The organism is Leptospira koniambonensis, assembly GCF_004769555.1.
Lineage (GTDB): Bacteria > Spirochaetota > Leptospiria > Leptospirales > Leptospiraceae > Leptospira_B > Leptospira_B koniambonensis.
Genome location: NZ_RQFY01000001.1, coordinates 234279 through 260950 on the forward strand (window position 1 = coordinate 234279; position 26672 = coordinate 260950).

Here is a 26672-nt window from a genome sequence, read left to right on the forward strand (position 1 = left end):
AGAGTTCTCCGTCCGAAATTCATACATTGCGGGAAGGAGGTTGGGAAAACTAGCTGAGAGGGAAAGTAAAAAACGGATCTGAGACTTTTTTTTGGACACCAAACAGAAAGGAAAGGAATTGAAGCGATACCCAGGCCTCTCAGAATGGGCTGGAGGCTTCCTGATGAAATTCCTTTTCCACAAATCCATTTTATTTGTATTAGGAATCTTATTCTTAAGCCAGTGTTTGTTTCTTTCTTTTCCGAACCAAACTTCTCCTGTCCCTAAAGAAAAATTAGTCACAGGTTCTTCTACAGAAAGCCCTGATAAAATATTACTTATTCCAATCGAAGGAGAGATCTCCGGACAAAAATCCTCAGGAGGGCTTTTAGGCGGAGAAAAGGACAGCTTAGTCAGCAGGGTTAAAACCTATTTGTCTATGGCAGCAACAGATCCTGCGATAAAAGGTGTAATCTTAAAAATAGATTCTCCTGGCGGCTCAGTTACTGCAAGTGATCTAATCCATCATGAAATTTTAGAATTCAAAAAGAAGAAGAATGTGCCAGTTCTTTCTCTATTCATGGACACCGCTGCTTCAGGTGCATATTATCTGAGTATGGCAACTGATCATATCCAAGCTCATCCTACAACTATAACAGGCTCCATCGGAGTTCTTAGATTCGGGATCAATGTAAAGGAAGCCTTGGACAAATTAGGGATCAAGAGTAGCACAATCCGTTCCGGTCCAAACAAGGCCACAGGAAATCCTGTTGAGGAATTCACTCCTGAACAAAAGAAAGTTTTCCAAGATATCATCATGGAGAATTACGAAAGGTTTTTAAGTATTATCAAAAAAGGAAGACCTAAATTAAAAGAATCTGAACTTAGAAAATTAGCAGACGGAAGAATTTATTCTGCAAACCAAGCTTTAGAAACTGGACTCATTGATTCTATTGGTTATTTTGAAGATGCAGTTATTCAAGTGACTAAACTTCCAGGTTATAAAGCTTCTTCTACACTTAGCCCAAGGATTGTATTCTATTCTTATAAGGGTCCTCAACCTGAAAACTTCTACCAGATAGATAGTAATACAGGAACTGGTCCTACATTATTGGAATCCTTGCTTCCTTTCCGGATCTCTCCAGATCACAAATTGCATTATCTATTTTCACCCGAATAAGGTTTATAAAATAATTCTAAAATGCTTTTTAACTCCCTTCCCTATCTAGCTTTATTTTCGCTTACATTCTTGCTGTATTGGAGCCTTCCTCAAAAAGGAAGGAAACCTCTACTTTTAATCTCTTCCCTTCTTTTTTATTTTTACTCAGGCGCTGCATTTTCGATCCACTTCTTGCTCGTGATCGCAGTGAACTTTTATTTTTCACTCAAACTTTGGGAGAAAAAAAGAGAAGGAAAATCTACATCTAAACTTCTGATCTGGATCATAGCTCTCAATTTTGTTAACCTAGCATTCTTCAAATATTTCTATTTCTTTCTGGATTCATTGGACTTCTTCACAGGAACTTTGCAATTTTCAGAATTTGGAAAAGGGATCCATATTCCTCTTCCACTCGCAATCAGCTTTTATACATTCCAGCTGATCGCGCTACAAGTGGATATCCATAGAGATCATGTTCCTGAAAGGATCTCTTCCTTAGATTATTTCTTATTCATTCTATTCTTCCCTCAATTGATCGCAGGACCGATCATGAGGACTACAGATTTCCTTCCTAAACTGGATAAACCTGCAATTGATTTCAATCGAGTGCAATGGGGAATTTTTCTAATTCTTTCTGGTTTATTTAAGAAGGTAGTGATCGCTGATAATATTTCAGGGATCATCTCAGGAATTTATCAGCATCCTGGAGAATATAATTTTTTCAGTCTGTATATAGTAACATTCGGATTTGCATGCCAGGTATATTGTGATTTCAGCGGGTACACGGATATCGCAAGAGGTTCCGCATATTTACTTGGTTATGAGATCCCGGAAAACTTCAGAGGACCTTTCCTTTCACCAAGTTTCAGAGAATTCTGGGGACGGTGGCATGTTACCTTATCTACTTGGCTAAGAGACTATCTTTATATTCCATTAGGTGGAAGCAGAGGTGGATTCTGGCGAACACAAGCCAATTCGATGATCACAATGACTTTAGGTGGTCTATGGCATGGAGCAAACTTTGGCTATGTTCTTTGGGGAGCTTACCTAGGTCTGATCCTGGCAGTAGAAAGAATTATATCTCCAGGTGATCCTAAAAAAGAAGAAGAACCAAGAGGCTGGAAACGTTTCTGGAAAGTGGCCTTGATCATTCATTTATTTGCGATCTCAGGTATCTTCTTCCGAACTGCAGTTGCAGGTAAAAACTCACTTAGTTTAGCTTGGGAGTATTTTACAGGTTTCTTAAATGTAGTCGGCGGAAAGGCATTGGTGCGCTGGGAAGAATTGACATTATTCATTCTATTTACATTCCTCTGGAATGCGGTTCAATATTATCCTAGCATCAGAGAGAAAATACAGATCAGATTCCGCTGGTTATTACCTTCCTTCTCCATCATTATACTTTTATTAATGGGTATATTTGGAGATGGTGGTGGAGAGTTTATCTACTTCCAGTTTTAGTCGGATCGGCTGGTTGCAAGCCGGAGTATTATGATATTTCCGGTTTGCCTTTCGTAAGCCTAAAGTGGATTTTGGAAGTATAGAGAGAATTAGAAACTCGTAAATAATGTGTTTCTTTTCCCAGATTTCCTATGAAAGATCTACTTACAGTTTTAAGAATACTTGTATTTCTTTCACTTCTTAATGGATGTTTTCCACCTTCCTGGATCAGAGAACTTCCTGAAAAACCTGAATCTTCTAACGATATAATCTTAAAGGGAATATACAGCAAAAAACTTCCCCCCTTCTCTCCTTTTACTTCAGTGACTTATAAGGAAAACCAAGCAGAAAGATTGGATTTTTCTAATTCAGAAAAATCTTTCCAAAAGTACTACTTGAGGGAGATCGAAGAAAAAGGAGAAATTCGTCGAATCCAAATAGAAGGATCCGGAAAATACGAGTCCAGAGGAAATTGGCTGCTTCTCATTACTCAAAAAATCAAAAAAGAAGAATCCGTTTGGAAAGATGGAAAACAAATCTCAGGTCCCGAAATAAATTTCCTGGAAACTTCTCACAAACTATTGTATCATTACGATCCTTCTAATGATTCCTTAATTCCTATGATCTATGAATCAGGATACAGAGAAAAACCTTTCGGAGTTGTAGAAGGAACAAATACACCTTATGCAGAAGATGAATTATTCCGTATCTCTCGTAGGAATTATTCCAAGAAGGAATACCAAGGCCATGCCTATTTTAAAGTAAGATGAGAAGTTCCACTACGATCAAACAGTACATGAAGGACGCTTGGCCGGTATTGATCGTGCTGAATCTTTCTATTTTGGGTAGTTTGGGAATAGGACTTAAATTTTACACTCCTCCAGTTAGAATTCCAATCGTTTTACTTTTAGTATGTTGTTTTACTTTATTCATTAATTTTTCTGCATTCGTTCTGTTTTTAACTGAGAAGATCCTACCAAAAGAGCAAGAGTTCGGGAAAATAATCAAACGATTCCGCAGAGGAGACAGTAGGATGCAAAACTACGTTCTCCCTTTGGATTATGTAGATGAAAATTATGAGATCCGCGGAAGATGTATGACTTATAACCCGATCGGCGGGGACTTCTATAATTTTCTAAAAGATAAAGACGGAAATTATTGGATGGGGATCGGAGACACTTCAGGTCATGGGTATGTGGCTGGACTATTTAGTCTTATGATCATGAACCAAATGAGCCATCTGGTCCATAAATTTGAAACCCCCCATGAGATCATAGACCAGATGTTGGAACATTTGGAAGAAAGGACGAATACATTTCCTCATATCCATCGTAGTCTTTATGCTACTTTTCTTTTGATGAAGGCAGATACTAAAGGAAATTTTCTACATTCTGGGATCCATCCAAGTTTGGTTCTGTATAAGAGCAAAGAAGACAAAACTTATGTTGTAAGCACTGATGGAAAATTCCTTTCTACTGTGATGAATTCTCCTCTCAAAAAGCCAAAACCTTCTGAAAGTTTCAAAATGGATAGAGATGATATTCTGTTCTGTTTTACAGACGGACTTTTCGAACAAAAGAATAGAAGTATTGGCGGATACTATGGAGAGAATTTATATAAATTTCTGGAAACTGCTCCCAAGAAAAATATCCGCAAACTAATAGATGATCTATTCTCCGACGTTGTGAAACATACAGGCGGAAGAATACAAGACGATATGAGTCTTTTAGTAATCAGAAAATTTTAAGAATATAATTTACTCTTGAATTAAGAGAAATAATCAGCGAATCTGTAAGAATGGACCATGAATATTGGGTCGTTAGACTTTCAGGAATCCTACTCTGGAATGAAAGAGATATTCGTAAAATTTTAAGAGTGGTTTCAGATAGTAGTCTTGTCACAGGACTCTCGGAAGAAGAGACACTGGACTTTTTACAATACGGCTTCGAAGAAGAGTTAAGTTCTTTAAAACAAACCTACGATTGGACCTTATTCAAAAAACGACTGATTTCTAAACTTTCTAAACGAGAAACAAAAGCCCCAGGTCTTTCCGTTTTACATCCGGATCTAATCGAAGAAGATTAAACACCAAATTTCCCATGATCTATCTTGAGGGAGAGAATTATCATTTTCTATTCTGTAACCCCGATTCTGTAGCAAGAGTTCATTCTAAAATTTCTCCCTTTTATGATTTTCAATTAAGTCAAATCGAAGAACTCCCCTTTCTATATTCGCAAGCAGCACTAATTCCTAAATTTCTTTATGAATTAGAATACGATCGAAAGATCACTCTTAGTTCTGCGATCAAAACCCCACCATACTTGAAATTTTCAGATGGATTGCTTTATTCCGAAGAGTCTAAGTTCCCTAAAGAATCAGAAGAAATATTTGAAGGTGCAAGCTACCCAATTCGCTCCAATCCTTACAAGGTTGTGGGAACTCAAACAGCAAGATCTCACACACCTATCCTTATAACTCGGGAAAATCTACAAACACAAGTGGGAAGTATCCAAACTGGAAAGTTTACACTTTATAGAATGTTCCGAAAAAGAATGTTCTCCACCAAATATCTTTCTCTCAGAGATATAGTGAATCCCGAATTAAATGAAGAAGATATAATTAAGAAAATCGAAGAATTATACTTTGATCCTGAAAGTAAGACATATCTATTTCGTTTGGTAAAAATTCTATATGCGGGAACTCCCACAGAAGAACAGGGACTTGTTTCTAATCTATTTACTCACGAGATAGAATTTGCTAAATTCTTAAGGGATCGTATCTTTTCTATTGAAATACTTCCTTTAATACATGGACCATTCTTAAATTCTATTTTAAACAAATTGGATGAAAGGATCTTAAAATTTTCGGTTCCCAAACTTTCTCCTCCTGTTCGAAGAATGGTAGAGAAGAATGTTTCCAAAAACAAATGGAAACAGATTTTAGATGGCCCAAGTAAAAAGCCTGAACCAGGAGAATCCTTTCCTGAAATTGTAGAAAAAGAGATCTTCAGAAGATTCTCCAGAAGGATATATTACGAAGAAGGGAATTTCCCTTTATACAAAGACTCAGCTGAAGAGGAAACCTCTAGAACAGAGATCGAATTCGAAGGTATTCCTGGAGAAAAGTTTAATCTAAATAGATCTTCTAACGAGATTGAGCTCTATGCGATTACAAAGGATAAAATACTTCTTCGTATCTTGAAATATATGGAAGTCTTGAGAATAGATATTTATCTTTCTAAAAAAGAAAGAGATCAGTATGAGTTTTTTAAAATTTCAGCGGATTCTATTTTAGAAATTCCCAAATATGATCAGGCGAAACTAATCATAGGAGCAGGCATCAACTCAGAAAGGAAACCCTTGGAGTTTAGCCTGCTCTCTTTTTCTTACTGATTAAGATTCAGGTGTAAGAATTCTTTTTACTGAATCCTTCCAGACTCGGATCTCTTTTTCTCTTAAGCTGGAACTTAATTTAGGAGAGAATTCCTTACTAGTTTTTTGGTTTTTCTTTAGATCGTTTACGGAAGAGTAAAAACCTCTTTCCAGTCCTGCGAGATATGCTGCTCCCAAAACAGTTGTATCCAGGTTGGAAGGCCTTACGATCTTCTTCCCTAAAATATCTGCTTGGTATTGCATGAGCCAATTGTTTGCAGTTGCTCCACCATCCACTTTTAGGACTTTCAGCTTGGAACCAGTATCATTTTCCATCGCTTCCACTAGTTCATAAGATTGTAATGCGATTGATTTTAATGCTGCTCTTGTGATCTGTTCTTGGGTGGTATCTCTAGTAAGACCTAAGATCGCACCTCTTGCATTCATATCCCAGTAAGGAGCGCCCAAACCGGAGAATGCAGGAACAAAAACCACATCATCATCCTTGGTAACGGAAGAAGCCATCTTCTCCGAAAGTTTGGATTCCTTGAAAAATCTGAGATTATCTCTTAGATACTGGATTACCGCTCCACCGATGAAAATGGAACCTTCTAAACAATAGACCGTTTTTCCTTCTGGCCCGCAAGCTAGCGTAGTGATCAAATTGTTTTTAGAAATTTGTAATTTGTTTCCTGTATTGAATAATAAGAAACATCCAGTTCCGTATGTGTTCTTTGCCTCTCCAGGTTCAGTGCATAATTGTCCGAATAATGCACCCTGTTGGTCTCCGACTAAAGATGAGATTGGAATTCCATCAGGCAGCCCCTTCACTCCTTCTGTTCTTCCGAACAAACTGCTGGAATTATGAGTTTCGGGAAGGATTGCTTCAGGTATTTGTAATATTTTTAATAATTCCTTATCCCATTCTTTTTTCTCAATATTGAAGATAAGAGTTCTACTCGCGTTTGTATGATCCGTTTTATGTGATTTTCCAGCGGTCAAACGATATAAAAGATAAGTATCTATCGTTCCGAAAAGGACTTTGCCTTTTTCAGCCTTTGCTCTTACGCCTTTTACATTGTCCAAGATCCATCTGATCTTAGTTCCACTGAAATAAGCATCAACTACTAGGCCTGTTTTTCTTCTGAATATTGGCTCTAATCCTTCTTTCTTTAATCCGGAACAAAAGTCGGAGGTCCTACGGCATTGCCATACGATCGCATTATAAACAGGAGCGCCGGTATCCTTATCGAATAATACAGTCGTTTCCCTTTGGTTCGTAATCCCTATAGCAACCGCTTTTTCAGGTTTTAACTTTCCATTGCGGATCGCTTTCAAGATAAGCTTTTCAGTTTTTGCCCAAATCTCTTCGGGATCATGCTCTACCCAACCTGGTTTAGGAAAATGTTGTTTAAATTCGGAATAAGCGCTTGAAATCACTGTTCCGGATTTGCTAAAACAAAAAGTACGTATACCTGTGGTACCGGCATCTATTCCGATGATATATTCACTCATTCGATAACTCCCTGATCGATTGAATTAAAGATTAAATTTGGATTTCCAGACCTTCTCTTGCCATGATGATCTCTAATTGGTTGTCCGGATCAAACATTTCTTTGTATTTAATCGCGCGCAGATAAACTGCATCCAATTTTTCATCATCATAAGAAGGATCATGGTGAAACATTACTAACTTTTTAACATTCGCTCTGAGAGCGATGTCAGTCGCCATGGAAGCAGTACTATGCCCCCAGTCGATTTTCTGTAAGGACTCTTCGAAAGTATATTGAGTATCGAATACTAGAACATCAGCTCCTCTGAAATAGTTCAGATAATCTTCTATATTTTCCATCTCGTCCAAATTGAACTCTGCATCTGAAGCAAAGATAAGTGCCTTGCCATCTTCTTCGAACCTATAAGAAAAACTTCCGCCAGGGTGACGGACTGCTTTAGAGATAGAAGTTATAGAATCTGTTACTCTGAATGCTCTACCTTCTGGAACATGTCTGAAAGTTTTCTCTGCCTGGAAACCGTCGAAAGGAACAGGAAAATGAGTAAATGTATGCTGGTATCTTAATCTTTCTTCTAGATTTTCTACAGAACTTACAAATTCAAATTTATTGCCTGGAGTATAAAGGGGAACGAAGAATGGGATTCCCTGGATATGATCCCAATGAGTATGGGTGAAGATCCAAACCGCTTTTCCTTTTCCTGTATCGTAGCCTTCGTGTAAGATGGAGTTTCCCAGTTCTCGGAGACCAGTGCCTCCGTCTATGATAACAAGTTTATCTTCTTTATCTCGGATCTCAATACAGGTCGTATTCCCACCGTAGGTGCTCCAATTGGAAAGTGCCAAGGAGTCTAAAAAATCCTCGATGGCCTCCGGACTTTGGAGGTCAGACGGAGATGCCAAACTTAGTATCCTAAGAATTTTAGATCGAATCAGGTCGCCCTGAACGGGGGAAGAAATGGAGCCCCGCACTCCCCAGAATTTGATCCGCATACAGTTTTAAATATCGTCCGAATTCTTAAGTTTCGGTACAAAATCGAGCACTCAGTTTTACTGAATCAGTAGTTTTTGCGAGCGATTTCTTATTTTATTTGAAATAGATTTAGATCAGTTTTCGTTCTAAAAAAGAGTTTACCTCTTCTTTGCCACAAATTAGTCTATTGGATCGGGTTCACTCCCGGTTTAGAAATTAATTCCGAGATTTCTTTCGGAGATCCGTTGTTTTCTTAACCCGAGGATAGTCAGAGAAATAGAGATCGGAGCCACTCATTGGAAGGTTTTCAAACAGACGTATCCCTAGAACAAGGGTCTTGTGTAGTTAAGATCCAGGGGAATGTAAGCCTAAAGAACGCATTTGCGTTAAAAGAACTCATCATTCGCCAGTTTGACGAGGGCCATAAAGATATCATCCTGGACTTCGAAGGGGATGTATACTTGGACTCTTCCGGGATCGGGGCCATCTTCAATACCCAAAAATACGTCACAGAAAGACATGGTCATCTGAAACTCAGAAACCTAAGTAGAGATGTGATGACTATTTTGAGGATCGCGAATCTAGACAAACATCTGGATATTATCCAATAGGACTTCTTCTCACCTTTGTCTAAAATCCATGTTGGAAGTCCTAAGGATCTACACAGACAGTCCTCTCCGAAATTTTACTTACCTAGTCAGAGAACCTAATTCCCAAAAAACTCTTTCTATAGATCCATATGATCCGGACCAAATTTCCCAAGTTTTGGAGAAGAAGTCCTGGAACCTGGATTATATTCTAAATACTCACGAGCATAATGATCATACCTGCGGAAACGATGGACTTGTTTCCAAATATAGAGCCGAGGTGCTGTCACATCCCGCCGGGATCGGAAAAATCCCACATGCTTCTCATTCCTTAAAAGAAGGAGAGAAAATTTTAGAAAGCCCGGACGGAAATTCTTATCTAAAAGTTATTTATACTCCAGGACATACATTTGCGCATGTTTGTCTTTTGCAGATTGAAAATGGAACTCCTTACGCAGTATTTACTGGAGATACAATCTTTAATTCAGGTGTAGGAAATTGCACTCGAGGTGGAGATCCTAAAACACTTTACGAAACTGTCTTAAAAGAATTCAAAAATCTCCCGGGAAATGTTAGATTATACCCGGGACATGATTATCTCAAAAACAATCTGAAATTCAGTTTAGCGATTGATCCTAAAAATGAAGCCGCTACCAAAGCATTGACTAAGGCGGAAGGTATGAAAGAAGACCAAGAATTTTGGACCACAAACTTCTCCGAAGAAAGAACATTTAATCCATTCTTCCTTATATTTGATCCAAAAGAAAATCTAGTCTCTGGTATTAAAAATAAAATGCAAAATCAATCCTTAGCTTCTGATCCCCAAACTCTGTTTATTGCCCTAAGGTCTCTCCGGGATAAATGGTAGAAGTATCTAAAACTTCTTCTTTTTATTTTCCCAAAATGAGTACAAACAATATCTAATATTTTGTGAATCAGGGAGAATACTCTGGTAAATTTTTGGAATTTATCTGAGGCCCTCTCCAAAAGAATTCTTTTCGTTTAGAAGCATCCCATTCTCCATTGAATTAACCGCATGAAAAAGTATGATATTCTCGTAATAGGCTCCGGAGGAGGAACAAAGCTTGTCACACCTCCTTCTAAACTTGGTTATAAGGTAGCAATTTTAGAAAAAGATCGTTTGGGAGGGACTTGCTTGAACAGGGGTTGTATCCCTTCTAAGATGTTAGTCCATCCTGCGGAAATTTTAGCACAAGCAAAGGATGCCTCCAAATTTCAATTAGGGATCCCTGGCCCATTTTCAGTAGATTTTAAAACTTTGGTAGAAAGAGTTTCCGCAACAGTGGATGCAGACTCAGACAGTATCCTACCTGCTTACGAAAAAAATCCAAACATAGACTTTTATCCTCACGAAGGTAGATTCGTAGAGAATAAGGTAGTAAAAGTAAATGGAGAATTGCTCACCGCAGATCGTATCTTTATAGCTGCCGGATGTAGACCTTCTATCCCTGATATTCCTGGTCTTGAAGGAACTCCTTATATGACTAGCAGAGAAGCTTTAAGAAGAACCGAACTTCCCAAAAGTCTTTTAGTCATCGGCGGAGGTTATATTGGTTTGGAACTTGGATTTGCATATTCTGCATTCGGTTCTAAAACAACTTTTATCGTTCGGAACAGAATGCTTTCTCACGAAGATAAGGATATCATAGACGGTTTCGAAAAAGCATTTTCTAAAAGAGAAGATGTTCGTTTAGGAACTGAAGTGAAGAAGGTAGACTATAAAGACGGCATATTCCGTCTGGAATGCCAAAATTCTTCTGAGACTTTTATATTAGAAGGAGACGCATTACTCGTTGCAACTGGTATCAAACCGAATACCGACTGGTTGGACCTACAACGCACTGATATCAAAACAGACGAAAAAGGTTATATCAAAATAAACGAATATTTTGAAACCACTGCGGATGGTGTATATGCTCTGGGAGATATTATTGGAAAATATTTCTTCCGACATTCAGTAAACTTCGAGGGGGAATTCCTATTTAATTCTCTATATGTGGACAAACATAGAACTCCGGTCGAATATCCTCCCGTTCCCCATTCTGTATTCACCCATCCTCAAGTAGCAGCTGTAGGTAAAACTGAACAACAATTGAAGGAAGAAGGGACCGAATATATCTCCGCTATCAATCCATATTCCAGCAGTGCCACAGGAATGGCGAGACTATCTGAAGACCAATTCGTCAAAATATTAGTAAGTCCTAAAACCAAAAAAGTCCTGGGAGCCCATATCCTAGGAGATGAGGCTTCTAACCTCATTCATCTTTTTATACTCCTGATGACCATGGGTGGGACTCTAGATGACTTGCTAAAGATGATTTATGTTCATCCCGCTTTGCCTGAAATCGCAAGAAACGCTGCCAGGAAAGCAAGAGAAATCTTAAGCTCTTCCTAAAGCCAAAAGATTGTCGAAACAGGGCTTGTTCAAAATCATAGAATTGGAGCGATTTTTCGGGAATGAACAAAGCCTTAGAGATAAAAAATTTGGTGAAGACCTATGCCGGAGGGGTGCAGGCCTTAAAAGGAATTGATCTAACTGTGGACGAAGGGGACTTTTTTGCCCTTTTAGGTCCTAACGGTGCGGGGAAGTCCACTACGATCGGTATCTTAAGTTCCTTAGTAAATAAAACTTCAGGAGAAGTGAAAATTTACGGAGCGGACATAGACAAAGAACTCACATTAGCAAAATCTTATATTGGTGTAGTCCCTCAAGAATTCAATTTTAATATATTTGAAAGAGTAGAACAAATAGTTGCTAATCAAGGTGGGTATTACGGTCTCCCTAGAAAAGTAGCTGTAGAGAGAACTCATAATTATTTAAGCCAACTTGGCCTTTACGAAAAGAGAAAAGAAGGTGCAGGCAGACTTTCTGGCGGAATGAAAAGAAGGCTCATGATCGCGAGGGCACTCGTCCATAACCCAAAAGTTCTGATTTTGGATGAGCCGACTGCAGGAGTGGATATAGAGTTCAGAAGATCTCTCTGGGACTTCTTAGTTAAACTGAATGAATCAGGGATCACAATCATTCTTACTACACATTACTTGGAAGAAGCTGAAAATCTTTGTAAGAAGATAGCGATCATAGACCAAGGAAAGATCGTAGAAAACACTTCTATGAAGGAACTTCTGGTAAAATTAGATTCACAGACATTCGTATTGGATCTAAAACAACCAGTCACTTCTACAATTGATCTAAACGGATTCCATTTGAATAAGGTGGATGATCTAACACTGGAAGTAGATATAGGAAAGAATAATTCATTAAATGAGTTATTCAGACTTTTAGACAAGAGCGGGATCCAAATATCAAGTATGAGAAATAAGTCGAACAGATTGGAGGAATTATTCTTGAAACTAGTGGAGAAAAAACTATGAACTTCGAAGAAAAATTTAACGCATTCTCCACAATTGTTCGAAAAGAAACAATTCGTATCCTAAGGATCTGGATCCAAACATTGATCCCTCCGGGTATTACGATTTCATTATACTTCCTTATCTTTGGAAAATTGGTGGGATCTCAAATTGGAGATGTGGGAGGTCATACCTATATCCAATTTATCGTTCCTGGACTTGTAATGATGTCTGTGATACTAAATGCTTATAACAATGTAGTATCTTCTTTTTTTGGAGCAAAATTCGGAAAGAATATAGAAGAGTTACTAGTTTCCCCTACTCCTGCGTATCTGATCGTGCTCGGATATTCTATCGGCGGAGTGGTCCGAGGAGTGTTAGTAGGATTTATAGTAACACTGGTGTCCCTATTCTTCACTGAATTAAGACTTTATGATGCTTGGATCGTAATCGTAACCGTAGCACTTTCAGCGCTGATGTTCTCTATGGGCGGATTTCTGAATGCACTTTACGCCAAAAAATTCGACGATGTTACCATCATTCCTACATTCATACTGACACCTCTTACCTATTTAGGTGGAGTATTCTACTCTATCAAAATGCTTCCGGAAGGATGGCAAATCGTTTCTAGGTTTAATCCTATTCTTTACATGGTGAATGCATTCCGTTACGGATTTTTAGGAGTAAGCGATATTGATCCATTAGAGGCGATCGGACTTTTAGTGATAGGAACCATTCTACTTTATTCTGTCTCCGTATTTCTACTCAGTCGTGGTTACGGAACGAGGACCTAATGCAAGATATGTTTATAGAAATGGAAAGACTTTTGAGAAATGGACTTTCTCCTTCTGAATTAAGAATAGAGGATTTTTCAGAACAACATGCTGGACATTCCGGCAACCCAACCCGCAAAAAAAGAGGAACTCATATCAGGATCTTTATTACGAGTCCTGAATTCCAAGGAAAATCTCTTTTGGAACAACATCGCTCCGTTTACCAGATCATGGATCCATTCCTAAAAGAATGGGGTGTCCATGCTCTGGAATTAAAGACTTCTATCCCTTAGAAAAAAGATTGTCCGGGAAGAGATTCTAAAAAGTGCTGATAGTATTAGAGTCTAAGATATAACAGATGACTGTCCAAGAAATTCAGGAAAAAATACAAGCAGGACTTCCAGGCTCGGAAGTAGAGATCCAAGATCCTTACAATGACGGAGTGCATATCAAAGCGATCGTAAAGTTTTCCGGATTTGCCGGAAAGTCCATCGTGGAACAACACAGAATGGTGTACGCCACATTAAAGGACGAATTAAAAGCAGAAGTCCATGCATTAGGACTGGAAACCAAAGTATCATAACTAACAGATAGGAATAAGTATCATGGAAAAAGAATTACAAGATAAGATCGAAGGACTGATCGCTTCTAAAAAAATATTTCTGTTTATGAAGGGAACTCCTGACGCTCCTATGTGCGGTTTTTCCGCAGGAGTAACCAATGTTCTCAGAAGTTTAGGTGCAGACTATAACTCGTTTAATGTTCTTTCTGACATGAATGTCAGAGAAGGGATCAAAGAATTTGCAAACTGGCCAACCATTCCTCAGTTATACATCGACGGAGAATTTGTAGGCGGCCATGATATCGTAGTGGAAATGGCAAGAAGCGGAGAACTTCAAAAAAAGATCGGCGCTTAATATGATGAAACTCTTCCAATACGATACCTGTCCTTATTGCGCTTTCGTTCGAGGCCATTTTTCTGAAATGGGCCTAAAAGAAGGCAAGGATTACGAATTGGTAGAAGCCAGCAGAGGAACCCCGGGCAGAGAGGAAGTCCTACGTTTAGGAGGACTCTCTCAGGTTCCTTTTCTGGTAGATGGCGATATTAAAATGTATGAGTCCAGAGATATCGTGGACTATGTAAAAAGTAAGATCCAAAAATTAGGAATTGTAACCTAATACATCCAAAATTTTCTCCCCTACCTTTCTATTTTTTCCTGAATAAGGATAATTATGAATATATAATACAGGATTGAAGTTTAACTCTAAGATCCTGTAATCTCCTTCGGATTCCAGCTCCTTTACTATAATATCTACCCCACAAATCTTTGCTCCTACAACTTTTGCAGCTTGTACTGCCAGTTTTTTATAAGAAGGATCTGCAATATCTGTTACATCAACAGAATCTCCACCTGTACTGATATTCGAGTTTTTACGAACAAAAACTTTTTCTCCAGAGCCAGGAATGAATTCTGGAGATTTTCCAGATTCTTTAAGTACATTTAATTCAGTGTCATCTAATCTGATCTTTTCCAGAGGAGTCACATGACCCACTCCTCTTCTTGGATCTGAATTTTTTTCTTCTATTAATTCTCTGATTGTCTTTTTGCCATCGCCTGTTACATTCGCAGGAATACGATTACATACGGCGACACATTCGTCACCGATCACTAAAAATCTATATTCGTTTCCTTCTGCGAATTCCTCTACAATTGCTGTTTCTGAAAATCCAAGTGCAATTTCCAGAGCCTTCTTTTTTTCTTCACTGGAAGAAGAAGGAGGAAGAATACTGATCCCAATCCCGAAATTGGTAGTGACAGGTTTCACTACCATCTTTCGATCAGAGTTCTTATTTAGGAATTCCAATCCAGAGTTTAGATCAGAAACTGCAGTCCCTCTAGGAACCAATATATTCGATTCTTCTAAAATACGTTTAGTAATGGTTTTGTTTTCCATCACGAGGAAGGTCATATAGGAATCTAATTCTGTTTTGGAGGCTTCTTTTACGAGTCTTGTGACACCTTGGCCGTTTAGTCGAATGAAATGGCTGGGGCGATCTAAAACTTCTACTTCTAATCCTCGATTAAGCGCATCACGGATCACTATTTGAGTGGAAATCTCCAGATCCTCGAATCCTTTTAGGATGAATTCGTTTGGATCTAATTTTTGCCCAGCTTCCAATTTATATTTCAATGGTTGCAGATCCTTGCAGTTGGGTTCTTCTTCACTTTTTCAGATTCTTCTATTTTGACTTTCTCTGCCAGTGACTTTTGGACTTCTTTAGCAAACATAGCAAATTTACCCGGTGTAAGTTCCATCTGGGACTGGTTTCTGTAATTTTCTTTAGCCAAATGAATTCCCAAATCTCTGAATTCCCAGTCTTCGTTGATGATACGATCCATTAGTTTTCCAGAAGGTGTACATTTTGGATCTTCCCAACGTTTATTCATAATGTTTAATATTTCTTGGTAGAATCTTTTTCCAGTATGACGATCCAACTCTTCTGCGATTGGCAAAAGGCTTTGGGTGAACTCTTTCCCTCTGGTTAAGAAATCCTGCTCTTCTCCATCATCTCCTAAAACTTTTAAACCCGGTTTTCTTCCTTCCCAGATAATCCTTTTTGTATTTTCTCTGATCCTAAGTTTCTCTTTTTGGCCTATGGATTTACTTTCTTTCAAGAGACCATCTAAAAGGACCATTTGTATATAACCAAGACTCGGCTTATGAATTCCGGTAGGAGATTCAGGTTGAAGATCTAAACAACGTATCTCAATGTATTGGATCCCACGACTCTGAAGAGCATCCAAAGGTCTTTCATCATTTTTAGGGATTTGTTTAGGTCGGATTGGGGAATAGAATTCGTTTTCTATCTGCAGATAATGATCATTAAGTTGGTTTGGAATCCCACCATGTGGCTGGTATTTTGCATAAGGAGTGCTAACTGCATAACACATTCCATCTATATATTCCTTTAAAGAATTATAATTGATAGGAAGTTCATCTTGCACCTTGCTCGTATACCCAATCTCGCTCATTCTTAAAGAAGTAGCATAAGGGGCATAGTACGTATGATTCTTATGTTTTACAAAAGGAAAATCGCTTGGCACTGGTAAGAAAGTTTCGTCAAAAACCGGAGTGGCTCCAGTTAAATAGAGAATTTCAGGAACCCTTCTCATAAAATTACGAGTAACAGATAGATATAATTCCGAAATTTCTTCTTTAGTGAATGAATGTATTTCTTTTCCCAAAAATTGTTTTAAGAACAAATTCGAAAAAGAGAAATTATAATGTACACCTGAGATGGTCTGCATTCTCCTTCCATAACGAAGACCGAGTCCATTACGATAGACTGTTTTCCATTCTCCAGAAAAAGAATGACCGTACTGTCCAAGAGGAATGTCTTTATCTTCTTTAGGAAGAATAGGAGGCATACTAAAAGGCCAGATCCATTCTTCTTTTAAATGCCTGGAAGTGAATATATGCAGATCTTGTAATTCTCTTACGATTGCTTCAATTCTAGGTCTTGGATTTGTAGCAAATTCAAGCTGAGGTTCCGAAAAATCAGTCTTAATGAAATGATTCGTAAGACTGGAACCTAAGGATTCCGGATGAGGAGTAGTAGCAATTTTTCCATCGAAAAATATACGCATACTTTCCTTTTCCAAACCGTGTTTCGCTTTCACAGCGTGACGCAGATTTGGAAATACCGGAGTTTTGGCGGATTGATTCATTTTATATTCCTAGTTCTTTTTCTTTAATATTATTCCCCCAGAGGGATTCCATCTCCCCTTGGGTCCGCTGCACCATACAATGTACCATTCTCTCTTTTTACACAGAATAGTTTTGCCATATTATTTCCGAGTCTTACCTCGTGTTTTTTTGCCTTCAACTGATTGAAAGTAGCAGTATCAGTCGCAGGACCTTCAACAGAAAGTGCATCTGGGAAAAACTGATGATGAATTCTTCCCCTTGCAACTGATTCATAGAGTGTAAGATTCAAATCTAAAGTAAATAATATGGATTGTAAAACTGCATTTACTATATAAGAACCACCCGGGGCTCCAGTAACCAGAAATGTTTCTCCATTTTTCAAAACGATAGTTGGAGACATGGAACTCAACGGTGTTTTTCCAGGTTGGATAGAATTCGCTTCTGCACCAATTAACCCATATACGTTAGGCTCTCCAGGAGAACGACTGAAATCGTCCATTGTATCATTCAGGACGAAACCATAACCTTCGAGCACTACAGCTGCACCAAATCGATAATTGATAGAATGAGTGGTAGAAACCGCATTTCCTTCCGCATCCACTACAGAGATATGAGTTGTCTGAGGAGATTCTGCCTTTAAATTCAATCTACTTAAGTAAGTAGAACTTGGAGTTGCTTTTCCCGGATTAAAGTCAGAAATTTTTTCCTTAGCATACTCAGAAGAGACTAAAGTTTCCACAGGGATTTTTGTAAATCCTGGATCTCCTCCAAGGACTGCCCTATCAGAATATCCTCTTCTCATAACTTCTGCCAAAAAGTGATAATAGTCGCTTTGGGAGAAATCATACATGGAATGAAGTTCTTTTGTTTCTAACATCTTCAACATTGTGAAAAGATGAACTCCAGAAGAAGGAGGAAACATCGTCTTAATATTATAATTTCTGTAAGTGATCTCTAAAGGTTTTTCTTCTTTTACCTTATAATTTTTCAGATCACTAAAATGGATTGGACCGCCGTTTGCAGATACTTCTTCTGCGAGAGCCTTTGCAATTGCTCCAGTATAAAAGTCCTTGTCACCAGTTTCAGAAATGATCTTAAGAGTTTTTGCCAGATCTTTTTGGACAAAAACTTCCCCAGGCTCTGGAATTTTTCCTCCAGGTATAAAGATCTTCTTCATTCCAGGACTCATATCCTGTTCTGATTCTTGGATCGCTTCCGAAAGATCCGGATATACTATAAATCCTTGTTCGGCCAATCGGATTGCAGGAGCCAAAACTTCTTTTAAAGGAAGTTTTCCGAATTTTTTATGGATCTGCACAAGGCCGGCTACCATTCCAGGAACACCCACTGATTTGTATCCGAGTAAGGATTCTTCCTTGGGGCGGCCCTTATACATATTACGGTTTGCTAAAGAAGGTGCTCTTTCCCTGAAATCAAAAGCATATGACTTTCCAGATTTCGCATGATGATAGACTAAAAATCCGCCTCCACCAATTCCTGTGGACGAAGGACGGGTAACGGAAACTGCAAAGGAAGAAGCAACCGCCACATCAATCGTGTTTCCACCTTTTTTATAGATCTCCAATCCCACCTTGGAGGAATCTATGGAATCCGTAGAGATCATGATCTTCTTGGATTCCGCAAACAAAGTGTTTGGATCTATGCCAAACTTAGGAGCCACAAGGTTCTGGGTAGAAACTTCTCTTCCTTCGATGAATAGTATATTCTTCTTGCAGGATCCAAAAGCAAGAAGAAGCAGAATAGAAAGTGCAAAGAAATATTTGGGACTAGGTCTAACCGTTCTAAAAGACATTATTTTTCTCTAGAACGGAAGACTAATTTCAGTTCCTCGTTTTGTATTTCCAAATTCACATCCCCGCCGTTTTTTAATTCTCCGAAGAGTATCTCTTCAGATAGTTTTTTGGAAATATTAGAATCTATCCATCGTTGTACTGGCCTTGCTCCGAAGAGAGGATCATAGGATTTTTTAGCGATCCAGATTAGAACATCCTCTTCATAATGAAGTTGGATACTTTTCTCTTTGAGTCTGACTTCTAAAAGTTCTAACTGTTTACGGACGACCTTGGAAACAGTTCCCTCATCTAAAGAAGCGAATTCAATGACTGCAGTAAGCCTATTCCTAAACTCAGGAGAAAACTGCTTCTCAATTGCTTTTAGTCCACGATCAGTCATGGCAGTATTATCGAATCCTAATGGATTAGAGGCCCTTTCTCTGGCACCAGTATTTGTGGTCATGATCAGAATCACTTGTTTGAAATCTGCCTTTCTGCCATTATTATCAGTTAAAGTGGCATGATCCATGATCTGAAGTAGAATATTATAAATATCCTCGTGAGCCTTTTCAATCTCATCTAAAAGAAGAACACAATGAGGAGTTCGAACGATCGCATCGGTCAATTGACCACCCTGCTCAAAGCCTACATAACCAGGAGGAGAACCGATAAGGCGAGAAACAGTATGTTTCTCCATATACTCGCTCATATCGAATCGGATGAATTCCACACCTAAGATTGCAGCAAGTTGTTTGGATAATTCGGTTTTACCAACACCAGTCGGCCCCGCGAATAAGAAAGATCCCACAGGTTTTCCAGGTTCCGACAATCCGCTCCTGGAGAGCCGGATCGCTTGGACGAGTTCAATCACTGCCTTGTCTTGGCCGTAAATTTTTCCTTTTAATTCTTCGTCCAGGTTTTTGAGTTTTTCTCTATCGTCTGCCTTAACCGTGCGTGGAGGAATTTTAGAAATTTTTGATACAAGTTCCTCTATCTCTTTTACACTAACGATTTTGGACTTAGAACTTTCTCGTAGTTTTACTTTTGCACCAGCCTCATCGATCAAATCGATCGCCTTGTCTGGCAGTTTGCGATCTAGAATATAACGATCTGCAAGTTTTGCTGCTTCTTCTACGGCTCCGGAAGAATATTTTACGGAGTGGAATTGTTCGTATTTAGGAAGAAGTCCTTTTAAGATCTGGATGGTTTCTTCTACACTTGGTTCATTTACTTCTAATTTTTGGAATCTTCTGGAAAGAGCATGGTCCTTCTCAAAGATCGCTTTATATTCTTTATATGTTGTAGTTCCAATACAACGAAGTTCTCCATTCGAGAGAGCAGGTTTTAAAAGGTTAGAAGCATCTAAAGATCCTCCTGATACAGCACCCGCACCTATAATTGTATGGATCTCATCTACAAATAGTACATTGTCCGGATCGGAAGAAATAGCCTGCACAACATTCTTCAGTCTTTCCTCGAACTCTCCTCTGAACTTGGTTCCTGCAAGTAACAGCCCCATATCCAAAGAATACACTTTCGTATTTTTTAATACATCAGGGACTTTTCCGTTTACGATCTGAAGAGCGAGTCCTTCTACAATTGCAGTTTTTCCAACTCCTGCATCTCCTACGAAAATAGGATTGTTTTTGCGACGTCTTGCAAGAATATGAATCGTTCTTTCAATCTCTTCTGCTCTTCCGACGAGTGGATCCAATTTGCCAAGGCTTGCTTTTTCAGTCAGATTCACACAGAAATCAGCCAAAGCATCTCCACTTTGTTTTTTAGAAGTCTCATCGGTAGAATTTCCTTCTCCTACCTTCTCCCCTGATTTTTTGATGCCATGTGAAATATAACGTACCACATCGAAGCGGGAAATATCCTGTCTTCCTAAAAAGAAAACTGCATGAGATTGATCTTCTCTGAAGAGAGAGGCAAGTACATAACCTCCATCCAATTTTTTCTTTTCTGTAGACTGTACATGAAACGCGGCTAACTGAAGAACTCTTTGAGCGCCGATTGTATATTCAGGCTCTATTTCTCCAAAAGATTCTGGAACCGATTCCATTTCAGTATCTAAGTATTCTTTTAATTCAGATCGTAACTGATTCAGATCAGCGCCGCATGCGATAAGGACCTCTACAGCAACTGGATCATTCGTTAAGGAAAGAAGAATATGCTCAAGTGTGATATACTCATTTCTTCTTTTGAGGGCTTCCGTTCTTGCTTGGTTAAGAGATTTTTCTAGTTCTTCGGATAATGTCATGATTCTTCCCCCTCTTCAATTTCCATTTGGCAATGCAAAGGATGTCCATGTTCCTCTGCGAGTATATGAGTTTCGTTCACTTTTGTTCTGGCAACGTCATGAGAATAGACTCCACAAAGTGCCTTTCCGGTCGTATGTGCCTGCAACATTATTTGTTCACTCTCGACCTGAGTCCGATAAAATACCACGCGAAGTATCCAAACCACAAACTCCATAGGGGTATAATCATCATTTAAGATCACTACCCTATACTTGGCTGGCTTTTTAAGTTTCAGTTTCTCTTTTGTGAGAACCTGCTCTTCTGTTTTTAAATCGCTCATTGGTCTTCGGATTCTCCCCTTACAACCTCGTTCTTTAATGGGGAAGATAGATTAGTTTCTCTTATCATCTCTTGCATATGCATTCTTTCGCTTTCTAAAAAACGTTCAATCGCATTTCGAGCCTGGTCATGGAAAATAAGATGGGAGCTATAAGTAGGAACTGCAGGAAATCCTCTTAAAAACTTCTGCTCTCCTTGGGCCCCTGCTTCAAAAATTTCAAAACCATTCTTGATCGCGTATTCAATAGGGGCATAATAACAACATTCGAAATGTAGAAAAGGATAATGACCAGAAGAACCCCAATATCTTCCATACAACTTCTTTCCCTTTTTCAGGTTGAATGTTCCGCCTATCGTGTCTCCATCCTTCTTCGCTAAAAATAATACCAGATTTTGTGAAAATTTCTCTAAAATGATCTTAAAGAATTTTCGGTTCAAATAAGGAGATCCCCATTTCCTGGAATAGGTCTCTGTATAAAAAGAATAAATAGAGTCCATGTCCCTTTCAGAGATATCTTTGCCTTCTTTACATAGGATTTGGATCCCAGATTCTTTGATTGTCTCTCTTTCCTTTTTGATCTGTATCCTTTTCTTGGATCTAAAATCTCCTAGAAAATTCTCAAAACCAGTATATCCCCTATTCTTCCAATGAAATTGGTGAGTGATACGAGTAGCAAATCCACGTTTCTCTAATGCTTTGGCTTCCTCTTCTTCTAAAAATAGAAAATGAATGCTGGAGAGTCCTTCTGTTTTTGCATTTTCCAATAAGGGAGGAAGTAGGATATCCAACGCTTCTTCTGCAGATACATTCTTTCTTCTGAATATTTTTTTACCGTTCACAGGAGTGAATGGATAAGCTACAATCCCCTTAGGATAATACGAAAGTCCGTTCTGAGAGAAAAAATTTGCCCAGGAATGATCAAAAATATACTCACCGTATGAATCGTATTTATGATAAAAAGGAAGAGAAGAATGTATCCCATCATCGTCTTCCGCCACCCAATACTCAGGATGCCAACTAGTCCTTTCCCCTACGCAGGAAGAAAGTTCCAGAGAATGCAAAAACTCATGATTGGAAAAAGGATTTTCTGGATCTCCTAAAAGGTTCCACTCCTCTGGAGAAATTTCTTGGAGAGAAGGTATCCTGCGGATCTTTGATTTACCGGGCATTTTCTATTTCTTGGACGTTTTTGAGCCTTCTATCGTTCTCTCGGACTCAGAAAAAAATCGTTTTAACTTTTCTAAGGAACGATGGACAATCACTTTTACATTGGATTCTGAAAGGCCTGTGGTCTCGGAAATTTCTCTGACTGATTTTCCTTCCAATTTTGCCATTGTAAGGATCCTTCTCTGTCTAGGCTCCAGAACATTTAGCCAGGATTCTAGTCCTTGTTGGACCTCCCACTTGTCCTCTATAGAAGTTTTTTCTTCCTGAGCAAATCCTTCCATCTCTGTAGAAACAAGCCTATCACGAGTTCCTTTCCTGCGGATATAGTCTATGGTCTTATACCTGGCGATTGAGAAAAACCAAGGTGCAAATGGTTTTTCCTTTCTGTAAGTGACTCTGGCCTTATGTATTCCGATCAGAATGTCCTGGATCAGATCCTCTCTATCGTCCTTGTCACGAACCTTGGAGCTTAAATGATTGTTTAAAATTTCCCTGCATTTGGAAAGTAGGAGTTCGTATTCCTTGGAATCTCCTTCTTGGGCTAAGCGCATTCTTTCCGAAAGAATTTGCCAGATTTCTTGCTTTTCCGCCATGTAACCTTATGCAGTTTGACTCGAATGAATTAATGAGTCGTATAAAGAAAAGCTATTGGACTGGATTTTTTAAGGATGTCCAATCTTTCTTCGATTAATGCGGAAAATCTAAACCAGGAGGATATATGTCAAATTCCGAATCGGACAAGACCAAACAACTGATCCAAACATTGAGTTCCGACCTGGAAAAAGGGAGCCTAAACATTTATACCCTTTTCTTTTCCTGTTTGGGTTTAGTATTATTTGGGACTGCTCTGGGATGGTCCGTTTCCAATATAATAGGCCGCTCGAGCGCATTTCCAGGCTGGTGGCCTGAGCCTACATTATTACTGGTTTGGGGAATTGTCTCCGCTTATCTTTTCAGCAAACTCGCTTTTCCTGAAGAAAGGTCCGCTTGGACATTTTGGGCTGCGGGCGCATTTCTATTCGTCTGGACTGTTTTTATTCTAGGTCGCTTTTTTATGGAAGAAGCTACAGGCCATGTTCATGTAGGGCTTTGTTCTGTAATTATAGCCTCTACTTCTATCTTATTTGGAGCTGGAGCTTGGTTTCTTTTGAGAAATACCGCAAGTTCCAGACCTGGACTTTCAGGGTTTCTATTCTTAAACCTTTTATTAGCAAGTTCTAATCTATGTTTAAAATTTGTATGCTCTGTCCAAGATCCTTCCCATATTCTGATCTCTCATTTGGCATTCACATTGGTTTGGATTGGGGTCTTATATATCCCGATCCGAAAAAAATTCAGTTGGTAAGCCTAGTCTAAAAATTCCCAGGCAGTTCTAAGTTCTCCTGCTAATTCAACTGTTTCCAGTAAGTCTTTAAAAAAATCGTTCTGTCCGAGAGTAGAGCCATCGCCCACCATTACTAAAAGTTTTTTAGCTCTGGTCATTCCCACATTCCATCTTCTTGTCTCGGACAAAAATCCAATTTGTCCTTCTGGATTGGAACGAACCAAACTAAAAACCACCGCATCAGATTCTCTCCCTTGGAAAGAATCTACTGTTTCTACTTCTAATTGAGAAAAATGTTCCGGAAGTATTTCCTCCAGTTTTTGTTTCAAAAGATATCTTTGGTATCTATAGGGAGAAAGAAGGATCAGATTTTTAGGATCCCATCCTGAATCTATGATCTTCTTCACTATGTTTACAGTAAACTCTGCTTCCCAAGGATTTCCTAAACTTCCTTCTGAATTTTCTTCGGCAGTGTCTGTGCCTGAACTATCTAAGAATACTAAACTCGAGCCAAATGGTTCTCCTGAATCAAAAGGTGCTTTTTCTCTAAAATTTTGATCTAATCCTGATTTGAGTCGGTTTTCATAAAACTTCAGATTCGGGAATGTTTGGATCGGATCAGTCATTCTATATTGAGTGTCTAACAGAAATACTCTCTCTTTATCTTGGAAAACAGGAAGAAGTCTCTCCATTAGGGAAACCTTAAGGTTTGGATCTTCTGAGATCACAGTAGGAGGAAGTTGGAATGGATCTCCTGCGATCACAAACTTATCCGCTTTTAAGATTGGGATCCAAGAAGAAGGTTCTATTGCCTGGCTGCCCTCATCTAAAATTGCATAATCAAATTCTAAATTATGAAGTTGGTAAGAAGAAGCCCCGGTATGTGTACAAACGATCACTGGATGGGACTCAAGCAGATATCGGATCAGAACCTTCTGTCTTTCTTTGATATTTTTTCGCAAGGCATCGGCTTCTTTATAAAGACTTCTTCTTTCTTCTGCTTCTTCTCTACCAAAACTTCTTTTGTATTTGCGGGCCTTCTTCAATAACTCTTGTACTTCTTTTCTGTCCCTTTCTATTAACTTTGCTTCCGGAGAATGATTCAATTTCATCTCTAAGGAATTTTGAATAATATCAGGATGCATCCTAGCTGGATGGCCAATTCGTAAAACAGGAACTTTTAGTTTTTCTAAAGATTCTACAAGTAGATCTGAGGCTGAGTTTGTAGGGGCAGAAGCAAGTATTCTCTTACCATCCGCAGCCAGAATACGGATTGCTTCCACGATTGTTTTAGTTTTCCCAGTTCCGGGAGGACCATGGACTAAAATAAAATCTTCTGTTTGTAAAATTGCAGATACAGCTTTTTTCTGAGAATCATTCAGAGTTTCCGGAAGATTGGATAGTGATTTAAAATTTGGTTTAGAAACTTCTAACTGATTGGAGAATAGATCCGCAAAATATTTTTCTCTGGAACCTTTTTTAGCGGAGATTACTTTTTCTAAAGCACGATCCCATTCCTTAAAACTTGTCTCATCGGGAAGTATCTCGAGAGCAAGTTTGCCCTCTTCTACCCAATCTGGAACTTCCTCCATATAAACAAGGTAGGAATCTTCGTTTGCTTTCAGTAAAACTGAGATATATTCTTCTGATTCTTTTACGATCCGTATAGGTGTACCAGGTCGGAATAATTCAGGAATGTTTTTGGATTTTGTGGTCCTTAGTAAAACTTTCCAGTTTCCGTCTGCACTTAATTCAGCGTCTTCGAATACTAATGGAAATACAGTGAATCCGTCTTGGATCCTTTGGTTGATATCGGAGGAGGAAATTTCTTCCTTATACTTATCCAGCTCCGCCTTTCTTTCTTTTTTTAAAGATTCACGTAAGGCGGAATAATAAGATTCTTCCATTCCAATTAGAGTCGGTCTGGAGAAAGTACTACAATCTTATAACTAGGAGTCTTTTGATCTTCTCGAGTAGGAAGACTTTCTGCATAATGAATAGCGGATGCTAGTGTAGTACCGGTAGTCAGTCCTGCAAAAATTCCTTCTTTTTGGTAGAGCTCTGATTGGTAACGAAGCGCCTCATCTCTATCTACTCCAATATACTGATCAGTAACTTTAGGATCAAAAGACTCAGGAAGTCGGATACTGGAATCACCTTGGATCATTTTACGGATGAAGCGAGAATTTTTGCTCACTCCCATAATGACTCTCAAAGAAGGTTTTTTACTTTTTAAATATCTTCCTACACCGGAAAGAGTACCGCCGGAACCTCCTCCTGCTACGAATGCATCTACATTCCCAGCAAGATCTCTCCAGATCTCAGGCCCGGTAAATAAGAAGTGTGCATTCGTATTTGCCATGTCCTTGAACTCATTCAGGATCACGCTGTTTTTCTCTCTGTCTTTAGCTGCCTTTGCAGTTTCTAAAAGAGAATCGTCCCAATTACCTTTTGCAAGTTGAACAACTTCCACACTAGCACCGTAAGATTTTAATTCTTTGATCTTCTCTTGATCCGTATCAGGAGCTAAGAAAACTTTGAACTTGTACTGGCGGAGAGTAGAAATCCAAGCTAAAGAGATTGCAGTAGTATTATATCCAGCTTGGAAAATAGAACCGCCGGGTTTTAGTTCTCCCCTTCTTTCTGCTGCAAGCACCATAGAAAGTGCAGTTCTATCTTTTACACTTCCGGTAGGATTACAAAACTCTGCTTTTAGATAAATTTCTACATTCGGAATATGAGAACCGATCTGATTGAGTCGGATCAAAGGAGTATTCCCGATCATCTGGAGAACATTCTCTTTGATCGGTTTAGCTACACTTAGCTCTCTTCCGAAAGCATTTTGGACATTATTCAAAGCCCCCAGAAGGCTATTGCCGAATTCATCTATGGAGCGTGAAATTTCGTCGAACATAGTCTTCTAGAGTCCT

27 protein-coding genes are annotated in these 26672 nt (G+C 38.8%); 16 read left to right on the forward strand and 11 right to left on the reverse strand.

The annotated features are described in order from the left end of the window. Positions 1–163: 163 nt before the first annotated feature. The 6 genes from sppA to EHQ52_RS01105 all read left to right on the forward strand — a co-directional run bounded on the left by sppA (position 164) and on the right by EHQ52_RS01105 (position 5970). Positions 164–1159, forward strand: a complete 996-nt coding sequence (gene sppA / locus EHQ52_RS01080; protein WP_135613444.1) for a signal peptide peptidase SppA — start codon at positions 164–166, stop codon at positions 1157–1159. A gap of 21 nt (positions 1160–1180) precedes the next feature. Further along, positions 1181–2599: an MBOAT family O-acyltransferase gene (locus tag EHQ52_RS01085; RefSeq protein ID WP_135613446.1), complete on the forward strand. Its 1419-nt coding sequence runs from the start codon at positions 1181–1183 to the stop codon at positions 2597–2599. A gap of 131 nt (positions 2600–2730) precedes the next feature. Then, positions 2731–3348, forward strand: coding sequence for a hypothetical protein (locus EHQ52_RS01090; RefSeq protein ID WP_135613448.1), 618 nt, complete (start codon positions 2731–2733; stop codon positions 3346–3348). After that, a complete protein-coding gene (locus tag EHQ52_RS01095) occupies positions 3345–4325 on the forward strand; it encodes a PP2C family protein-serine/threonine phosphatase (RefSeq protein WP_135613449.1) in 981 nt (326 codons plus the stop codon). Before EHQ52_RS01090 ends, EHQ52_RS01095 begins: the two co-directional genes overlap by 4 nt. 50 nt (positions 4326–4375) lie before the next feature. Then, the gene (locus EHQ52_RS01100) at positions 4376–4663 is read left to right on the forward strand and encodes a hypothetical protein (RefSeq protein WP_135613451.1); all 288 of its coding nucleotides are present in this window, start codon (positions 4376–4378) and stop codon (positions 4661–4663) included. A gap of 14 nt (positions 4664–4677) precedes the next feature. Beyond that, on the forward strand, positions 4678–5970 hold the full coding sequence (locus tag EHQ52_RS01105; protein ID WP_135613452.1) for a hypothetical protein: 1293 nt from the start codon (positions 4678–4680) through the stop codon (positions 5968–5970). Here the strand turns inward: EHQ52_RS01105 and glpK are convergent, their stop codons facing one another. Both glpK and EHQ52_RS01115 read right to left on the reverse strand, forming a co-directional pair. Then, the gene (glpK, locus tag EHQ52_RS01110) at positions 5971–7464 is read right to left on the reverse strand and encodes a glycerol kinase GlpK (RefSeq protein ID WP_135613454.1); all 1494 of its coding nucleotides are present in this window, start codon (positions 7462–7464) and stop codon (positions 5971–5973) included. A 31-nt stretch (positions 7465–7495) separates the two neighbouring features. Continuing rightward, the gene (locus EHQ52_RS01115; protein WP_135613456.1) at positions 7496–8452 is read right to left on the reverse strand and encodes an MBL fold metallo-hydrolase; all 957 of its coding nucleotides are present in this window, start codon (positions 8450–8452) and stop codon (positions 7496–7498) included. A gap of 276 nt (positions 8453–8728) precedes the next feature. Between EHQ52_RS01115 and EHQ52_RS01120 the strand changes: the two genes are divergently transcribed. The 9 genes from EHQ52_RS01120 (at position 8729) to EHQ52_RS01160 (ending at position 14343) form a co-directional block, all read left to right on the forward strand. Further along, a complete protein-coding gene (locus EHQ52_RS01120) occupies positions 8729–9043 on the forward strand; it encodes an STAS domain-containing protein (protein WP_020768055.1) in 315 nt (104 codons plus the stop codon). A 28-nt stretch (positions 9044–9071) separates the two neighbouring features. Further along, entirely contained in the window at positions 9072–9887 is an 816-nt protein-coding gene (locus tag EHQ52_RS01125; RefSeq protein WP_135613457.1) for a hydroxyacylglutathione hydrolase family protein, read from the forward strand. 168 nt (positions 9888–10055) lie between these two features. Further along, entirely contained in the window at positions 10056–11435 is a 1380-nt protein-coding gene (locus EHQ52_RS01130; protein ID WP_135613458.1) for a dihydrolipoyl dehydrogenase, read from the forward strand. Between the two features lie 62 nt (positions 11436–11497). Beyond that, positions 11498–12415 carry an ABC transporter ATP-binding protein gene (locus EHQ52_RS01135; protein ID WP_135613460.1) on the forward strand — a complete coding sequence of 306 codons (918 nt, stop codon included), beginning with the start codon at positions 11498–11500 and terminating at the stop codon, positions 12413–12415. Next, the gene (locus EHQ52_RS01140) at positions 12412–13185 is read left to right on the forward strand and encodes an ABC transporter permease (protein ID WP_135613461.1); all 774 of its coding nucleotides are present in this window, start codon (positions 12412–12414) and stop codon (positions 13183–13185) included. Before EHQ52_RS01135 ends, EHQ52_RS01140 begins: the two co-directional genes overlap by 4 nt. Further along, complete coding sequence (locus EHQ52_RS01145; RefSeq protein WP_135613463.1) at positions 13185–13457, forward strand: BolA family protein; 273 nt, start codon at positions 13185–13187, stop codon at positions 13455–13457. The genes EHQ52_RS01140 and EHQ52_RS01145 overlap by 1 nt, the downstream gene beginning before the upstream one ends. Positions 13458–13522: 65 nt before the next feature. Beyond that, positions 13523–13747 (forward strand): BolA/IbaG family iron-sulfur metabolism protein, encoded by a 225-nt coding sequence (locus EHQ52_RS01150; protein ID WP_135613465.1) that lies wholly within the window; start codon positions 13523–13525, stop codon positions 13745–13747. A gap of 22 nt (positions 13748–13769) precedes the next feature. Further along, a complete protein-coding gene (grxD, locus tag EHQ52_RS01155) occupies positions 13770–14081 on the forward strand; it encodes a Grx4 family monothiol glutaredoxin (RefSeq protein WP_135613467.1) in 312 nt (103 codons plus the stop codon). A gap of 1 nt (position 14082) precedes the next feature. Continuing rightward, positions 14083–14343 carry a glutathione S-transferase N-terminal domain-containing protein gene (locus EHQ52_RS01160; protein WP_135613469.1) on the forward strand — a complete coding sequence of 87 codons (261 nt, stop codon included), beginning with the start codon at positions 14083–14085 and terminating at the stop codon, positions 14341–14343. Here EHQ52_RS01160 and gshAB read toward each other — a convergent pair. Genes gshAB through EHQ52_RS01195 form a run of 7 tightly spaced genes read right to left on the reverse strand, consistent with a single transcriptional unit; the run spans position 14326 to position 23011 of the window. Next, complete coding sequence (gene gshAB, locus EHQ52_RS01165; RefSeq protein WP_167492168.1) at positions 14326–15366, reverse strand: bifunctional glutamate--cysteine ligase GshA/glutathione synthetase GshB; 1041 nt, start codon at positions 15364–15366, stop codon at positions 14326–14328. The two genes, EHQ52_RS01160 and gshAB, sit on opposite strands and share 18 nt — an antisense overlap. Beyond that, positions 15354–16895: a glutamate--cysteine ligase gene (gshA, locus tag EHQ52_RS01170; RefSeq protein ID WP_135613471.1), complete on the reverse strand. Its 1542-nt coding sequence runs from the start codon at positions 16893–16895 to the stop codon at positions 15354–15356. Before gshA ends, gshAB begins: the two co-directional genes overlap by 13 nt. Before the next feature lie 29 nt (positions 16896–16924). Then, positions 16925–18688 (reverse strand): gamma-glutamyltransferase, encoded by a 1764-nt coding sequence (gene ggt / locus EHQ52_RS01175; protein WP_135613472.1) that lies wholly within the window; start codon positions 18686–18688, stop codon positions 16925–16927. After that, positions 18688–20931 (reverse strand): ATP-dependent Clp protease ATP-binding subunit ClpA, encoded by a 2244-nt coding sequence (gene clpA / locus EHQ52_RS01180; protein ID WP_135613473.1) that lies wholly within the window; start codon positions 20929–20931, stop codon positions 18688–18690. The genes ggt and clpA overlap by 1 nt, the downstream gene beginning before the upstream one ends. Further along, positions 20928–21251 carry an ATP-dependent Clp protease adapter ClpS gene (clpS, locus tag EHQ52_RS01185; RefSeq protein WP_100710057.1) on the reverse strand — a complete coding sequence of 108 codons (324 nt, stop codon included), beginning with the start codon at positions 21249–21251 and terminating at the stop codon, positions 20928–20930. Before clpS ends, clpA begins: the two co-directional genes overlap by 4 nt. Beyond that, positions 21248–22420: a GNAT family N-acetyltransferase gene (locus tag EHQ52_RS01190; protein WP_135613474.1), complete on the reverse strand. Its 1173-nt coding sequence runs from the start codon at positions 22418–22420 to the stop codon at positions 21248–21250. The genes clpS and EHQ52_RS01190 overlap by 4 nt, the downstream gene beginning before the upstream one ends. Positions 22421–22423: 3 nt before the next feature. Next, positions 22424–23011, reverse strand: coding sequence for a sigma-70 family RNA polymerase sigma factor (locus tag EHQ52_RS01195; RefSeq protein WP_135613475.1), 588 nt, complete (start codon positions 23009–23011; stop codon positions 22424–22426). 125 nt (positions 23012–23136) lie between these two features. On the opposite strand from EHQ52_RS01195, the gene EHQ52_RS01200 reads away from it, so the two are divergent. Then, the gene (locus tag EHQ52_RS01200) at positions 23137–23763 is read left to right on the forward strand and encodes an NrsF family protein (protein WP_135613476.1); all 627 of its coding nucleotides are present in this window, start codon (positions 23137–23139) and stop codon (positions 23761–23763) included. A gap of 2 nt (positions 23764–23765) precedes the next feature. On the opposite strand, the gene EHQ52_RS01205 is transcribed toward EHQ52_RS01200, so the two are convergent. Together EHQ52_RS01205 and EHQ52_RS01210 are read right to left on the reverse strand one after the other, a co-directional pair. Further along, complete coding sequence (locus EHQ52_RS01205) at positions 23766–25649, reverse strand: AAA domain-containing protein (RefSeq protein ID WP_135613477.1); 1884 nt, start codon at positions 25647–25649, stop codon at positions 23766–23768. Between the two features lie 5 nt (positions 25650–25654). Then, entirely contained in the window at positions 25655–26656 is a 1002-nt protein-coding gene (locus tag EHQ52_RS01210; RefSeq protein WP_135613478.1) for a PLP-dependent cysteine synthase family protein, read from the reverse strand. Positions 26657–26672: the final 16 nt, after the last annotated feature.

Excerpts from the sequence above, each read along its gene's own strand:
- EHQ52_RS01210 (WP_135613478.1), bottom strand. The coding sequence starts at position 26,656 with ATGTTCGACGAAATTTCACGCTCCATAGATGAATTCGGCAATAGCCTT.
- clpS (WP_100710057.1), bottom strand. The coding sequence starts at position 21,251 with ATGAGCGATTTAAAAACAGAAGAGCAGGTTCTCACAAAAGAGAAACTG.
- EHQ52_RS01150 (WP_135613465.1), top strand. The coding sequence starts at position 13,523 with ATGACTGTCCAAGAAATTCAGGAAAAAATACAAGCAGGACTTCCAGGC.
- EHQ52_RS01100 (WP_135613451.1), top strand. The coding sequence starts at position 4,376 with ATGGACCATGAATATTGGGTCGTTAGACTTTCAGGAATCCTACTCTGG.
- EHQ52_RS01090 (WP_135613448.1), top strand. The coding sequence starts at position 2,731 with ATGAAAGATCTACTTACAGTTTTAAGAATACTTGTATTTCTTTCACTT.
- grxD (WP_135613467.1), top strand. The coding sequence starts at position 13,770 with ATGGAAAAAGAATTACAAGATAAGATCGAAGGACTGATCGCTTCTAAA.
- EHQ52_RS01190 (WP_135613474.1), bottom strand. The coding sequence starts at position 22,420 with ATGCCCGGTAAATCAAAGATCCGCAGGATACCTTCTCTCCAAGAAATT.
- ggt (WP_135613472.1), bottom strand. The coding sequence starts at position 18,688 with ATGTCTTTTAGAACGGTTAGACCTAGTCCCAAATATTTCTTTGCACTT.
- EHQ52_RS01205 (WP_135613477.1), bottom strand. The coding sequence starts at position 25,649 with ATGGAAGAATCTTATTATTCCGCCTTACGTGAATCTTTAAAAAAAGAA.
- EHQ52_RS01125 (WP_135613457.1), top strand. The coding sequence starts at position 9,072 with ATGTTGGAAGTCCTAAGGATCTACACAGACAGTCCTCTCCGAAATTTT.
- EHQ52_RS01195 (WP_135613475.1), bottom strand. The coding sequence starts at position 23,011 with ATGGCGGAAAAGCAAGAAATCTGGCAAATTCTTTCGGAAAGAATGCGC.
- EHQ52_RS01105 (WP_135613452.1), top strand. The coding sequence starts at position 4,678 with ATGATCTATCTTGAGGGAGAGAATTATCATTTTCTATTCTGTAACCCC.
- EHQ52_RS01130 (WP_135613458.1), top strand. The coding sequence starts at position 10,056 with ATGAAAAAGTATGATATTCTCGTAATAGGCTCCGGAGGAGGAACAAAG.
- EHQ52_RS01200 (WP_135613476.1), top strand. The coding sequence starts at position 23,137 with ATGTCAAATTCCGAATCGGACAAGACCAAACAACTGATCCAAACATTG.
- sppA (WP_135613444.1), top strand. The coding sequence starts at position 164 with ATGAAATTCCTTTTCCACAAATCCATTTTATTTGTATTAGGAATCTTA.
- clpA (WP_135613473.1), bottom strand. The coding sequence starts at position 20,931 with ATGACATTATCCGAAGAACTAGAAAAATCTCTTAACCAAGCAAGAACG.
- EHQ52_RS01085 (WP_135613446.1), top strand. The coding sequence starts at position 1,181 with ATGCTTTTTAACTCCCTTCCCTATCTAGCTTTATTTTCGCTTACATTC.
- EHQ52_RS01160 (WP_135613469.1), top strand. The coding sequence starts at position 14,083 with ATGATGAAACTCTTCCAATACGATACCTGTCCTTATTGCGCTTTCGTT.
- EHQ52_RS01145 (WP_135613463.1), top strand. The coding sequence starts at position 13,185 with ATGCAAGATATGTTTATAGAAATGGAAAGACTTTTGAGAAATGGACTT.
- gshA (WP_135613471.1), bottom strand. The coding sequence starts at position 16,895 with ATGAATCAATCCGCCAAAACTCCGGTATTTCCAAATCTGCGTCACGCT.
- EHQ52_RS01095 (WP_135613449.1), top strand. The coding sequence starts at position 3,345 with ATGAGAAGTTCCACTACGATCAAACAGTACATGAAGGACGCTTGGCCG.
- EHQ52_RS01135 (WP_135613460.1), top strand. The coding sequence starts at position 11,498 with ATGAACAAAGCCTTAGAGATAAAAAATTTGGTGAAGACCTATGCCGGA.
- glpK (WP_135613454.1), bottom strand. The coding sequence starts at position 7,464 with ATGAGTGAATATATCATCGGAATAGATGCCGGTACCACAGGTATACGT.
- EHQ52_RS01140 (WP_135613461.1), top strand. The coding sequence starts at position 12,412 with ATGAACTTCGAAGAAAAATTTAACGCATTCTCCACAATTGTTCGAAAA.
- EHQ52_RS01115 (WP_135613456.1), bottom strand. The coding sequence starts at position 8,452 with ATGCGGATCAAATTCTGGGGAGTGCGGGGCTCCATTTCTTCCCCCGTT.